General features: G+C 69.6%; 12 protein-coding genes and 1 pseudogene. 10 read left to right on the forward strand and 3 right to left on the reverse strand.

Annotation, left to right across the window (positions count from 1 at the left end; all coding sequences use genetic code 11):
• Nucleotides 1–776 precede the first annotated feature (776 nt).
• Complete coding sequence (locus tag AOQ53_RS33145; protein WP_236711905.1) at nucleotides 777–2,477, forward strand: protein kinase domain-containing protein; 1,701 nt, start codon at nucleotides 777–779, stop codon at nucleotides 2,475–2,477.
• A 62-nt stretch (nucleotides 2,478–2,539) separates the two neighbouring features.
• Here the strand turns inward: AOQ53_RS33145 and AOQ53_RS47835 are convergent.
• Nucleotides 2,540–2,830 (reverse strand): annotated as a pseudogene (locus tag AOQ53_RS47835) (xanthine dehydrogenase family protein molybdopterin-binding subunit); the annotation flags it as partial.
• A gap of 253 nt (nucleotides 2,831–3,083) precedes the next feature.
• Entirely contained in the window at nucleotides 3,084–4,019 is a 936-nt protein-coding gene (locus AOQ53_RS33155; protein ID WP_059422917.1) for a LysR family transcriptional regulator, read from the reverse strand.
• A gap of 128 nt (nucleotides 4,020–4,147) precedes the next feature.
• On the opposite strand from AOQ53_RS33155, the gene AOQ53_RS33160 reads away from it, so the two are divergent.
• From AOQ53_RS33160 to AOQ53_RS33195, 8 genes are all read left to right on the forward strand, one after another.
• Nucleotides 4,148–5,152, forward strand: a complete 1,005-nt coding sequence (locus AOQ53_RS33160; RefSeq protein ID WP_059422918.1) for a fumarylacetoacetate hydrolase family protein — start codon at nucleotides 4,148–4,150, stop codon at nucleotides 5,150–5,152.
• Between the two features lie 5 nt (nucleotides 5,153–5,157).
• On the forward strand, nucleotides 5,158–6,138 hold the full coding sequence (locus tag AOQ53_RS33165) for a cyclase family protein (protein WP_408055213.1): 981 nt from the start codon (nucleotides 5,158–5,160) through the stop codon (nucleotides 6,136–6,138).
• 115 nt (nucleotides 6,139–6,253) lie between these two features.
• Nucleotides 6,254–7,393: an FAD-dependent oxidoreductase gene (locus tag AOQ53_RS33170; RefSeq protein WP_059422919.1), complete on the forward strand. Its 1,140-nt coding sequence runs from the start codon at nucleotides 6,254–6,256 to the stop codon at nucleotides 7,391–7,393.
• The gene (locus tag AOQ53_RS33175; RefSeq protein WP_236711904.1) at nucleotides 7,390–8,418 is read left to right on the forward strand and encodes an amidohydrolase family protein; all 1,029 of its coding nucleotides are present in this window, start codon (nucleotides 7,390–7,392) and stop codon (nucleotides 8,416–8,418) included. The genes AOQ53_RS33170 and AOQ53_RS33175 overlap by 4 nt, the downstream gene beginning before the upstream one ends.
• Before the next feature lie 10 nt (nucleotides 8,419–8,428).
• Nucleotides 8,429–9,367 (forward strand): VOC family protein, encoded by a 939-nt coding sequence (locus AOQ53_RS33180; protein ID WP_059422920.1) that lies wholly within the window; start codon nucleotides 8,429–8,431, stop codon nucleotides 9,365–9,367.
• 94 nt (nucleotides 9,368–9,461) lie between these two features.
• On the forward strand, nucleotides 9,462–10,427 hold the full coding sequence (locus tag AOQ53_RS33185; RefSeq protein ID WP_059422921.1) for a fumarylacetoacetate hydrolase family protein: 966 nt from the start codon (nucleotides 9,462–9,464) through the stop codon (nucleotides 10,425–10,427).
• Between the two features lie 193 nt (nucleotides 10,428–10,620).
• On the forward strand, nucleotides 10,621–11,880 hold the full coding sequence (locus AOQ53_RS33190) for an FAD-dependent oxidoreductase (protein ID WP_059422923.1): 1,260 nt from the start codon (nucleotides 10,621–10,623) through the stop codon (nucleotides 11,878–11,880).
• Nucleotides 11,881–12,157: 277 nt separating this feature from the next.
• Complete coding sequence (locus tag AOQ53_RS33195) at nucleotides 12,158–12,613, forward strand: beta-xylosidase family glycoside hydrolase (RefSeq protein ID WP_148640407.1); 456 nt, start codon at nucleotides 12,158–12,160, stop codon at nucleotides 12,611–12,613.
• Here the strand turns inward: AOQ53_RS33195 and AOQ53_RS47840 are convergent.
• On the reverse strand, nucleotides 12,563–13,060 hold the full coding sequence (locus AOQ53_RS47840) for a helix-turn-helix domain-containing protein (protein WP_330219378.1): 498 nt from the start codon (nucleotides 13,058–13,060) through the stop codon (nucleotides 12,563–12,565). The genes AOQ53_RS33195 and AOQ53_RS47840 overlap by 51 nt on opposite strands.
• Here AOQ53_RS47840 and AOQ53_RS45325 point away from each other — a divergent pair, their 5' ends adjacent.
• Entirely contained in the window at nucleotides 13,061–13,399 is a 339-nt protein-coding gene (locus tag AOQ53_RS45325) for a hypothetical protein (protein WP_174523387.1), read from the forward strand. It begins immediately after the preceding gene.
• Nucleotides 13,400–13,409: the final 10 nt, after the last annotated feature.

Below are 13,409 nucleotides of genomic sequence, written 5' to 3' on the forward strand. Positions count from 1 at the left end.
CACCCCCCGCCAGCCTCAAACGCATCGTCACCGCCAGCCTCATCGGCACCACCATCGAGTGGTACGACAGCTCATTCGGTCGAGGCTAGAACTTGCGGTTTTCCATGGTTCCGGCCCTCGAAGCTTGATCGCCGTCGGCCGGGCCGAGAGCCTCGTCCATGACCAGGATCCGGGACATGCCGCTGATCAGGCCGGTCAGCGCGGCGGGCGAGAGGCCTCACCGAGGGGCGTCCCGCAGGCACCGCAGGCCCGTGGTCGGTGAACAGCGATGAACTCGATCGTGAGCACAGAGCCGTGCGGTTCCCTGCCCGGTTCCCACAGGGCACGCACCGGCCGGAGCTCTTCCAGACGTCGCGGGTCGCCTCCGCACCCACGCCCGAAAATGGCCCAGAACAGTTCGCCGTAATAGGAGACAAGCGCCGGATGGGCGGCCGCCGCGGGCGGTGACCTTGCGGATCGGACTCGCCCTGCCCGCGTCCGCCGTGACTTCCGGCACATCTGCTGGAGGGCCGCCCACCCGGCCGGAGCACCGAAACCTTCACGGCCCCGACCCCTGGACGACCGCGAGGCCACAGGAACACCGCCCCAAACCGATGCCACGACGTGCACACACCAGGACAAATCGGTAGCTATGCCAAGGTGTGCACTCCCGACCGCCCACGTGGCCTCTCGCACGGTGATGGGTTCTCGGGCTGCGGACGTGGTGGCTGAGAATGGTGTATTGCGGGTGTGACAGGTGATGCTTGGTGCCGATGTCACGGATACGGCGCTTGGTTGTGCTGGTCCGGCGGCTGAACCTGATCGGCAGTGCAAATCTGAGAGGGCGGCGGGGCGTGGAGTTGCTGGACGGGTCGGATCCGGAAGCTCTCGGTGGCTATCCACTGCTGGCGCGACTCGGTGAGGGCGGAATGGGGCGGGTGTATCTGTCCCGGACGGTGTCGGGGCGGCCGCTGGCGCTCAAGACGGTGCGTGGCGAGATCGGACGGGGACCGGGGTTCGAGGAGCGGTTCGCGCGGGAAATCCGTAACAGCGACCGAGTGCGCTCGCCCTGGACGCCTGCGGTGGTGGACTACAGCCCTCCGGGGCAGCGCCCGCAGTGGCTCGCTACCGAGTACGTGGCAGCACCGTCCCTGGCGGAGTGGGTGCAGCACTACGGCCGGCTGTCCGAGCCGTGCGTCCTGGCACTGGCGGCCGAGCTTTTCGGGGCGCTGGCAGCGGTACACGGGGCAGGACTGGCCCACCGGGATGTCAAGCCGTCCAATGTGCTGTTGGGCCGCCGTAGTCCTCTGCTCATCGATTTCGGGATCGCGCGCGCGAGGGAGGACACGCGTCACACGAGGACGGGCGGTGTGATCGGTTCTCCCGGCTATCTGGCGCCGGAGCAGGTGAGTGCCGGGGAATCGGGTGCACCGGGCGACGTCTTCTCGCTGGCTGCGGTACTGGTGTACGCGGCGACGGGACGGGGCCCGTTTTCCAACCCGAACGACGAGTTCTCGCCTGCGGTGCTGCTCTACCGCATCGTGCATCAGGAGCCGAACCTCGACGGCGTTCCGGCGGCCCTTGTCCCGCTCCTGCGGTCCTGTCTGGCCAAGGACCCCGAGCAGCGGGCCACGCTCGACACCGTCAGCGTGCTGTTGGAACGCATGGGCGGCCGGTGCGGTACCTGGCCGCAGTTGCTGCCCGAAGGGCTGGAGAAGGATCTCGCCGTGCGGGAGGAGGAGGCGCACGCGTTGATCTCCGCAACAGTGCAACCGCCGTCTGTGGCGGCTGTGTCACGTGAGCTCGAAGACGGCCCGGCTTCCACCGACGCACAGACCGCCGTCCTGCCGCGTGTCGACGCCGCGCGACGGTGGGTGTCCGGCCGTACCGGCCGGGCGGTCGCCGGGACCATGGCCGTGGCCCTGATGGCCGCGGCGGGCACGTTCCTCGTGCGGTATTTCTCCGACGATGACGCCTCCGACGGGACGCCTGCGCCGACATCCACTGCCACCGATGACTCCTCCGACGGGACGCCTGCGCCGTCATCCACTGCCACCGATGACTCCTCCGACGGGACGCCTGCGCCGACATCCACCGCCACATCGCTTCCCGAGGCCTGGGCAGGTACATGGATCGGCACCGGGCCGGGCAATCCCACTCCTGACGACTCCACTGGGCGCCCCACCGACCAGTTCACCGTCACTTTGACTCTCCACCCGGCAAAGCGATATGAGCTGGTGGGCAAGCAGGTCAGCAGGGTGACCGAAGTGGGCCTCAAACGTGAGCTGGGATGCACCGATACCCTGCGACTGCAGGAGATACGCAAGGCGTCGATGGTCCTCAAGGCGGTCAGCAGCGACTCCACCGAAGAGGAGGCCGACGTCTCCTGCCCCAACGGCACTATCTACATCGTCACGATGACCGGCCGAGACACCCTGGGCCTGCGCGTCGAAGGTGACCAATCCGCCGGGGCGCCGTCCACCCTCACCCGGCGCTGACGGCTGCGCCCGCCGACCCGGCGGTGCCGAGCCCTTCCCATCCAGCGCCGGCTTCGCCGAGGTCATGACGCTCCGTTGCCTCCGCCCTCCGGTACGGACTTCCAGCTGCGGCCTCTGATGCGGGTGAGGCCGGTCGACGGCTGTTCGACGTCGTAGGAGACCTCGACCAAATCGGCAGCGTGCTGCGCGGCCTCCAGCGTGGTCGCCACCACGACGGCGACCGGCTGGCCGAAGAACCGGACGGCGTCGTACTGGAAGGCGCGCAGCCGCCGGCCCGGAACGGGTCCCGGGTTGTCGCGGTAGGCCGACGTGGGCTTGTCGAGGCGGCTGATCACGCCGCGGACGCCGCGCTGGGCTGACGCACGACGGCGACGACGTCACCGGGGCCGCTGCAACGACCCCGGCCGTGGCCGCATGGCTCGCTCTCATCCACCGCGCTTTCCCCAAGCCCTGGCGAAGACGTGCTTGCCCCTGGGCGCCACCGGCTACGCAGGGTAGATGGCCGTCCGGCTCGCCCGCCTCCCCCGACGTGGGCACCCTCACCGCGGCGGGAGGGCAGGGCCGGAGCGCGGCAGCGTCTTCGCCCTCGCAAGGCCCAGCCCCTCCTCAACTCGGCGGACTGGAGACCGTGGGCCGCCCTGCCTCCACGGCCTCGGCGACCCGGGCCGCCGTCTCCCGCAGCCACATGTGCGCCGCGTCGTGCATGTGGACCGGATGCCACCACAAGGCCTGCTGGATCGGCACGGCGTCATAGGGCGGTTCCATGATGCGGACGTGTGCGAGTCCGTCCAGCTCGTCGGCGAGACGCCTCTGCAGGAGAGCTACCCGGCGGGTGCGCGCGACCAGGAGTGGCATCAGCTGGAAACTGTCGACGGAGACCGCCACGCGCGGCTCGATGCCGAGCGTGGCGATCTGGCGGGCGGCGGGGGCGTCGTAGGCTCGTTGGTACGTCACCCATGGCAGTCGGGCCAGGTCGTCGAGGGTGAGCTGCTCGCCGACCTCGGGGTTGTCGTCGGCGACGAGGAAGACCCAGCTGTCCTGGTAGAGCTCGACCGTGGGGAAGCCGCGAATGATGCCGTGGGGCAGCAGCAGCCCGTCGACGGTGCTGAGCAGTGACCCGGTACTGTCGATGATTTCGTTCGGTACCTGTTTGAACCTGAGCCGGATGCCTGGTGCCTCGGCTTGGATGGTGCGGGCGAGTTCGGTGCCGAATACGGCAACCGCGTAGTCCGAGGCGATCAGCGTGAACTCGTGTTCCTCGCGGGAGGGGTCGAATTCGGCCTGACTGGCGAAGACGCGCTCCAGCAGGTCGCATGCGGTGGTGGTTCGGTCGAGGAGGGCCTGCCCGAGGGCGGTCAGTTCGTACCCTCCGCCCACCCGGGCGAGCAGGTCGTCGTCGAAGTGGCGGCGCAGCCGGGCCAGGGCCGCGCTCATCGCGGGTTGACTGAGCCCGATGCGCTGGCCGGCCCTGGTGACGTTGCGCTCCTGCAGGAGGGCGCGCAGGGCAACGACCAGGTTGAGGTCCAGGCTGGCCAAGTTCACGAAGCATCCCAATTCCGGAGCCGGCACCATCGGTATTCACCGGCTGGATTCTTATATACAGGAAATCGATTTCCCTGATTGCAATCTACGGGCCAGATTAGTGGCACCGCAATCGGGAGGAAATCTCCGTGACATCCGCAGCCACGCCGGCACCCTTCACCCCCTTCTCCGGACCGTTCGCCATCGGCACCCTCTCGGCACCGGGCGAGACCAGGTTCCCGAGCCTCGTGACGCCGGACGGCCGAGCGCTCGACCTGCGTGCGGCGCTGGACGAACCCGCATTGACCACGCTCACGCTTCTGGAGCGCTGGGACGAGGAGCTGCCGCGGCTGCACACCCTTGCAGGGGACCCGGCGCGCGACTGGCGGCCGCTGGCGGAGATGACGGTGCACGCGCCCGTCGAGCCCCGGCAGATCTTCCAGTCCGGCGCCAACTACCGGCAGCACGTGATCGACCTGGCGGTCGCACACCGCGCCCCGGACGACCCGCGCACCGTCGAGGAGGCCCGCGCCGAGGTCGCGGCGGTCATGGACAAGCGGGCCGCCGAGGACCTCCCGTACGTCTTCATCGGCCTGCCGACCACGATCAGCGGTCCCTACGACGACGTGGTACTGCCCGCCTGTGCCCAGAAGCCCGACTGGGAACTGGAACTGGCCGCGGTGATCTCCCGCCCCGCCTACCGGGTCACCGTGGACGAAGCCCTGGATCACGTCGCGGGCTACACCATCGCCAACGACCTGACCGACCGCGCGACCGTCTTCCGCCGGGACATGCCCCCGATCGGCACCGACTGGCTGCGCAGCAAGAACGCCCCCGGCTTCACCCCGCTCGGCCCGTGGATCGTCCCGGCCGGTTCCATCGCCGACCCCTCCGATCTACAGGTCACCCTGAAACTCAACGGGGAGACCATGCAGGACGAGTCCACCAAGGACATGATCTTCGACGTCGCACGGTTGATCTCATACATCTCCCAGACCGCCCGACTGCTCCCCGGCGACCTCGTCCTCACCGGCAGCCCGGCCGGCAACGGCATCCACTGGGGCCGGCTGCTGCGCGACGGCGACGTGATGGACGGCTCGGTCACCGGGCTCGGCGCCCAGCGCACCCGCTGTGTCGCGGAGGAGGCCCGATGAGCCAGATGAGCCAGATGAGCGCCGATCTTATCGACCGTACGGATCCCGAGGCGGCGATCGCCGAGGCCGCCAAGGCGTACTCGAACTGGGGCCGCTGGGGCGAGGACGACGTGCTCGGCACGCTCAACTTCCTCGACGAGGCCAAGCGCCGCGAGGGCGCAGCCCAAATCCGCGACGGCGTCAGTTTCTCCTTGTCACAGGCCTTCGACATGGACGGCCCGCAGAAAGGCTGGCGGCGGCGTACCAACCCGGTGCACACGATGCTCGCCACCGGCACCGACGCCGCTCTGGGCGGTCAGGGCTTTCCGCACGGTTTCGGTGGCGCCGATGACGTGATCGCCATGCCCTTGCAGTGCTCCACCCAATGGGACGGGCTCGGGCACATCTTCGATCACGGCAAGGCGTGGAACGGACGCCCGGCGGAGAAGGTCGTCACCTCCGAAGGCGACCTGGTCACCGGCATCGAGCACATGGCACCGCACGTCGCCGGGCGGGGCGTCCTCCTCGACGTGGGCCTGGTCATCGGCCAGGACGGCGAACTGCCCGACGGCTTCGCCATCACCGAGGAGCACCTGACCGCGACCGCCGCCTCGCACGGCGTGACCGTCGGTCGTGGCGACCTGGTCCTCGTACGTACCGGGCGGCTGGCCCGCGCCCGTCACGAAGGCTGGGGCGACTACGCGGGCGGACCGGCGCCGGGGCTGAGCTTCAGTACGGCCGGCTGGCTGCACCGGAGCGAGATCGCCGGGATCGCCACCGACACCTGGGGCTTCGAGGTTCGGCCCAACGAGTTCGACCACGCCTTCCAGCCGCTGCACCAGGTCGCCATCCCCCACATCGGTCTGCTCATCGGTGAGATGTGGGACCTCGACGCCCTCGCCGCACATTGCGCCGCCGACGGCCGGTACGAGTTCTGGCTCACCGCCGCGCCACTGCCCATCACCGGTTCGGTCGGCTCACCGGTGAATCCCATCGCCGTCAAGTAACGCCCTGGACTGCCGGGCGGGCCGCGCCCGGACGGCAACGCCACCCTCGCCCGCCCGGCCCGCAACCCCCCCCTCTGCCGCTCGAAGTCGGACGGCACCATCTCAGGGAGAACCCATGAACGATCCCCGCCCCCGCACCGTCCTCGTCATAGGCGGCGGCGCGTCCGGCAACGCCGTGACCGTGCTGCTGCGGCGGGCGGGCATCACCGTGGAACTGATCGAGGCCAAACCCGACTGGAACGTGCTCGGCTCCGGCATCACCCTGCAGGGCAACGCACTGCGCGTGCTGCGCGAAGTCGGCGTATGGGACAAGGTCCGGGAGAGCGGCTACGCCGTCGACGCCGTCGGCCTGGCCGCGCCCGACGGGACCGTGTTCCATGTCCAGCAGGACATCCGCACCGGTGGGGACGACCTGCCCCCGATCTTCGGCATGCAGCGGCCCCGGCTCCAGGAGATTCTGTGTGAGGCCGTTCTCGAGAGCGGCGCGACGGTACGCCTCGGCACCACCGCCGAGGAACTGGTCCAGGACGCGTCCGGCGTCACCGCCCGGTTCAGCGACGGCACCGAGGGCCGCTACGACCTTGTCATCGCCGCCGACGGCGTCAGCTCCCGCACGCGCGCGATGATCGGCATCAGCGACAAACCCGAACCGACCGGCATGGCCATCTGGCGTGTCCCCGCGCCCCGCCCCGAGGGCGTGGAGCGCATGAACCTCTCCTACGGCGGAACCTGCTACATCGCCGGCTACTGCCCCACCAGCAAGAACACCCTCTACGCCTACCTCGTCGAGGCCAACCGCGACCGCGCCTGCATCGACCCGGCCTCGTACGCGGACGAGATGCGGCGGCTGGCCGCGCCCTACGGGGGTGCGTGGCCGGAGATCGCCGCGAGCATCACCGACCCGGCCGAGGTCAACTACACCTGGTTCGAGCGGCTGCTCGTCGAGGGCTCCTGGCACCGCGGCCGGGTCGTCCTGATCGGTGATGCGGCCCACGTCTGTCCCCCCACGCTCGCCCAGGGCGCGGCCATGTCGCTGGAGGACGCCTCCGTACTGGCCGAGATGCTGAGTGAGGAGCAGGACTGGAGTTCCCTCGACGCCCTGCTGACCGGCTTCTACGAACGCCGGATCGACCGTGTCCGCATGGTGGTCGAAGCATCCGTGCAACTCGGTCAGTGGCAGCTGGACGGCGTCCGTGACGCCGACGCACCCGGTCTGATGGGCCGCACGATGTCCGTCCTGAAGGAGACCCCGTGAACTCCGTGAACCCCGTGAGTTCCCAGAACAGCGCACCCACGATCGACGTCCACGCCCACGTCCTGCTCCCTCAGGTCGAGGACGCCGTCGCCGGACACCCCGGGCTGGCCGCCGCCCGCGATCTCGACGCCCGCCGCAACGGCCCCGAGGCCATCGCCGTCAGCGGCCCGATGTTCCGCGACCGCTTCCCGAGGCTGACCGACGTCAAGGCCCGGCTCGCCGCGATGGACGCCTCCGGGGTAGACGTCCAGTTGGTCTCGCCGTCTCCGTCGCACTACCACTACTGGGCCGACGAGGACCTGGCCCGTACGGTGTGGGCACTGGCCAACGAGGGCACCGCCGCGCACGTCGCCCAGGCCCCGCAGCGGCTGCACGGCCTCGGCCTCGTCCCGCTCCAGCACCCGGGCCTCGCCGTCGAAGCCCTCGAGCACGCCCTCGGCCTGGGCCTGCGCGGTGTCGAGATCTCGAGCCACGCGCCGGGACGCGAACTGTCCGACCCCGCGTACGAACCGTTCTGGACACGGGCCGAGGAAACCGGCGCGATCCTCTTCCTGCACCCCTTCGGCTGCACGCTCGACGAGCGCCTCAACCGGTGGTACCTGTCCAACACCGTCGGCCAACCGACCGAGAACGCCGTCGCCCTGTCCCATCTGATCTTCTCCGGAGTCCTCGACCGGCACCCGGGGTTGCGCATCGTCGCCGCCCACGGCGGCGGCTATCTGCCCACCCACATCGGCCGCTCCGACCACGCCTGGCTCGCCCGCACCGACACCCGCGGCTGCGCGCACCCGCCCAGCAGCTACCTCAAGCGGCTGTACTTCGACTCCCTCGTCCACGACCCGGACGTCCTGCGCGAGCTGATCCGGGTGACCGGCCCAGACCGGGTGCTGCTCGGCTCCGACTTCCCCTTCGACATGGGCACCGACGACCCGCTCGGTGCTCTGCGCGACGTCATCGACCTGCCCGCCCCCCACTTCCACGCCGTACGCGGCGGCAACGCGGCAGCGCTGCTGCGTCTCACCTGAGGAGCCCGACATGACCAACCGTCTGCTCACCCACCTGCGACACGTCGACCTCGCCGTGCCGGACTACGACAAGCAGCTCGACTTCTACGCCGGCGTCTGGGGCCTGACCAAGGTCGCCGAGGACTCCGGCATCTCCTTCCTGGCCGCCGAGGGCTCCCCCGAGCAGTACATCGTCCGGCTCCGCAAGGCCGAGGAGAAGCGCCTCGACCTCATCTCCTACGGCGCGGCGAACTCCGCCGACGTGGACACACTCGCCGAGCAACTCCTCGCAGGTGGAGTGCAGTTGATCTCCCAGCCGGGCAAGATCGACACCCCCGGCGGCGGCTACGGCTTCCGCTTCTTCGACATCGACGGCCGCACCATCGAGGTCTCGGCCGACGTCGAGGCACGCCGGCACCGTCGTATCGAGGAGAAGGAGTCCATCCCGGTCCGTCTCTCGCACGTCGTCCTGAACTCCCCCAACATCAACGCCACCCGCGCCTGGTACGAGCAGCACCTCGACTTCCGGCTGTCCGACACGATGGCCTTGCCGCACATGGGCGACGTCATGCACTTCATGCGGATCAGCAACCAGCACCACTCCATGGCCATCGCCAGCGGTCCGCACACCTCCCTGCAACACCTCTCCTTCGAGATGCGCGGCATCGACGAGTACATGCGCGGCTCCGGCCGCGTGATGCGCTCCGGCGCCCGCAAGATCTGGGGTCCCGGACGGCACATGGCGGGCGACAACACCTTCACGTACTTCCTCGACCCGCACGGCAACACCGTGGAGTACACCACCGAGCTCGAAAAGCTGGACGAGGACACCTGGCACCCGCACATCTACGACCTGACGAAGCCCGAGAACGCCGACCAGTGGGGCACGTCCAACCCGATGAACGAGATGGTCGCCAAGGAAATGCTCAACGACGTCGACCGCGGCGTCTTCGTCGCTCCGCCGGTCTGACCCCTTGACCCCGGGGGCTCGGCGCACTTCCCCCGCCCTGCCATGCCGCCGCGCCCCCGGCCTGTGTCAACCCACCCAGCACCCTAGGACTGCCATGCGCTTCGCCATGTACGAACAGCACGGCCGCAGCCGTCTCGCCACCGTCGAGGACGACGGCACCCTCTACCCCTGCCCCGGCGCGGGGACGCTTCTCGACCTGATCCAGGCCGGTCCCGAGGCACTGCGCGAGGCGGGCAACGCAAGCCTGGACGTGCCGCGCGGCCCGCACGTCTCCCAGGTGCGACTGCTGCCGCCGCTCCAACCGCCGTCCGTACGCGACTTCGTCACGTTCGAGGAGCACGTCGAGGGTGTACGACGCAGCATCGACGGAATCCCGGGCGCCCCGGACGCCTGGTACGACGCGCCCACCTTCTACTTCACCAACCCCTACGCGGTCATCGGCGCCCACGACGACGTCCCGGTGCCGCCCGGCAGCCGGGCACTGGACTTCGAACTCGAAGTCGCCGCCGTCATCGGCCGCGAGGGCCGCGACCTCACCCCCGAGCAGGCCCGCGACCACATCATCGGCTACACCATCTACAACGACTGGTCCGCACGCGACCTGCAGTCCCGCGAGATGCAGGTCAGCCTCGGCCCCTGCAAGGGCAAGGACACCGCCACCACCCTCGGCCCCTGCCTCGTCACCGCGGACGAGCTGGAGCCCTACCGCGACAGCGACGGATTCCTGCGCCTGGCGCTGACCGCCGAGATCAACGGCGAGGTCGTCGGCAAGGACCTGTTGTCCAACATGAGCTGGACCTTCGAGGAGATGACCGCCTACGCCTCCCGCGGCACCTGGGTCCGCCCCGGCGACGTACTCGGCTCCGGCACCTGCGGCAACGGCGGCTGCCTCGCCGAGCTCTGGGGCGTACGCGGCCGCCAGGACCCGCCGCCGCTCAAGCCCGGCGACACCGTCACCCTCACCGTCGAGGGCATCGGCACCGTCTCCAACACCGTGGTACCCGGTGCCGAACCGGTGGCCGTCCCTCGCGCCCGTAGGCGCCCGCGAGCGCGCCCGTGAACCGCGCACTGATCATGGCGACACGCAAGATCACCAAGGCCTCGAACCAGGGCTGAGACAACCCAAAAGCCCCTCGGCGAGCACGGGCCACGCGCACACCCAGGGCTTCCTGGCCGGGCACCGACCCTGTATGGGAGAAGCCCGCCCTCCCCAACTACCAGGTCAGCGACGACCAAGGCCGAGGAAATCCACCATGAAGAAGCTTCCCGCCCAGCGCGGCCGCGTCGCCGTCATCGGCGCCGGGCCCGGTGGCATGGCCGCCGCACTCTCCGTCCACCAGGCCGGCCACGAGGTCGTGCTGTTCGAGCGCTACCCGCACGCCAGACCCGCCGGCAACATCCTCAACCTGTGGCCGCCACCCATCAAGGCACTCGGGCTGCTCGGAGTGAACATCGAGGACCTGGGTGCGCCCTGTACGTCCGAGTTCCGCAACGCCCGCGGGCGCCGCCGGGTCCGCGCGGCCCTCCCGGAGCAGGTTGTCCGCGACTACGGCGGTGGCTTTGTCGGCCTGCTGCGCCCCGAGCTGTACGAGCGGCTGCTCGACGCGCTGCCCAAGGGAGTCCTGCGGGTCAACCACACGGTGGAGCGCGTCGAGCAGGACGAGAGCGGTGTTCGACTGCACCTCGCGGACGGACGAGTCCACGAGGCGGACCTCGTGATCGGCGCGGACGGCATCGATTCCCTGGTCCGCCGCACTCTGTGGGGCGCCAGCCCCAAGCGCGAGCACAACCTGCACATCTTCGGCGGCTACACCTTCGACGAGAGCGTCGAGACCGAGCCCGGGATGTGCGTCCTCTCCCACACCCGCACTGTGCAGGGCAGCTGGACCGCCATCCGCGACAAGGGACGTGACGGCCACCAGTGGTGGATACTCGAAGCGTTCGACGCAAGCCGGGAGTTCTCGGGGGACCTGCACTCGACCGCGACCAGCCTCGGTCAGGCCTTCGTCCGTCCGCTCCCCCAGCTGATCGCCGCGACCGACCCCGCGCACGTTCAGCGCTGGGTGATCCGCGACCGCAAGCCGCTGAAGCAGTGGTCCAAAGGCCGCGCCACTCTCGTCGGCGACGCCGCCCATCCCACCTCCCCGTACGCGGGGTACGGCGCCGGTATGGCCACCGAGGACGGCTATTTCATCGGCCGCCGCCTGGCAGGGGTGGACCTGAGCGACTACGACGCTGTCCGCCACGCACTCGACGCTTTCGAAGCCCCCCGCAAACCGCACACCGCCCGGCAGTCCCAGCACGCCTACGTCCTGGGGCAGGTCTTCCATCACGCGCCGCGCGCTCTGCAACCGGTCCGGGACGCGATCCTGGACCGCACCCCACTGATGCAGAAGGTGGTCGGTGACTCCACCCCCAGCTCGATCCTCACTCAGCTCAGTGAGATCGACCGGGCCGAAGCCCGCTTCACCGCACTCCTCGGTCTCGGCGAGGCGCACGACACCGCTTCCTGAACCACGTGGCCGGGGCCGCGCCCGCCACCGGCGGGGCGGTCGTTGTTCCATGGCAACAGGCCGCCCGACGCACGCCCCGCACAGAACGCCAAGCGTTCATCGGGAACTTCGAGAACACCTCTCCTACGCTCCGCGACCGTCGGTCAACGCATCGCCGGGATCCGCTCGGAAGTGGCCGAGCGCGGTCCAAGCCCGGGACCAGGGGTTTCGCCCCAGGTGGGTTTCATCAGGGCAGCGTCCCGACCGGTTCGTGCACAGCGTGCCGGAAGGGGTGATCGTGGATCACGCCCTGAGCGAGACCGGCGAGCCCTCGGGACTGTTCACGCGGGTCGGCGGAGACCAATGGGAGGCCGACTTCGTCGTCGATCCGGGCGAGGGCGCGTTCACCGCCCTACGGCTCGACGGTGGCCACTGTTACCGCCTGCACGTTGCCGTGAGCGAAGTCACCGCCGTCGCACGGATCGGACAGGTCCGGTCGGTTCTCGGCTCCCGTCCGCTGCCCGATTCCCCTATCACCCTTCGCGTCCGCTCCACGGAGCCCACTTGGCACGGACCGGACGACATCGAACTGGGCATCGGTTACGGGGCCGGCACGGATGTCCTCGCCCGCCTGGACGGACGCTACCTTTCCACCGAAGTGGCGGGCGGGTTCACCGGGCGCTTGGTCGGTATGTGGACCGACTCAAGGGAGGTCCTTGTGCGCCGGGTCCGGTTCGCCGAACGACGCGTGTGACACCGCCCCGTAACGGATGCAGGCCGCCAAGAATGGTCCACGTCGAGGGCGTGCACCACGACGAAGTCGTGGTGCGGTGTCCTCGGCCAGCCGGTAGCGGCCGTGCAGCCGCCCCTCTCGTTCCCGGACCACGCCGGACTCCCATGCCCACGCGGCGTCGGTCTTATGCTGGATGCTGGCCAGGTGCTTGACGGTGGGCAGGGACACCACCAGCTGCTCGCAGATCTTCTGGTTGACGCGGCCCACCGCGACCAGCCGGGCCATGTCCGGTTCCCGCTCGGTCAGCGGGCCGACGACCTCCGGCTCGGGTCGCGTGGAGGACGGCTCCCTCAGCAGCCGGCCGGTGATCCTTCCACAGCGGCCGGCACCCTGGACGTCACCCGGGCGCTGGCAGGCCAGCGCGTCGCCGCGGGTGGCGGCCCGCACCGCACCTACGCCCTGCTGCACATGGCCGGAACCCCGTTGCGGGTCCTTGACACGGTCCGCAACCAGGAGACTCTGATCCCGGTCACGGTGCTGGCAGGCGGCGCTGACGCAACGGGGCTGCTCTGCGGAAGATCACTAACGCTGACCGGCGGCGACTCGTCCCTCGACACAGGCGCGATCGTTCTCGCGGCGCGCTTCGTCGCCGGAGTCGGAGAGATCCTGACGGCCGTCGGGCCCAATGCAACAGAGCGTAGTCAGCACCAAGTCAGCACGGGACAGGTGAAGACGGGTGAGGCCGTGGGCTTTGAGTCAGCACCAAACCAGCACGGGAGTCAGCACCGCACCATCAAATCACCCTGAACTACGCGTC

This window comes from Streptomyces azureus, assembly GCF_001270025.1.
In the GTDB taxonomy this organism is placed as follows: Bacteria; Actinomycetota; Actinomycetes; order Streptomycetales; family Streptomycetaceae; genus Streptomyces; species Streptomyces azureus.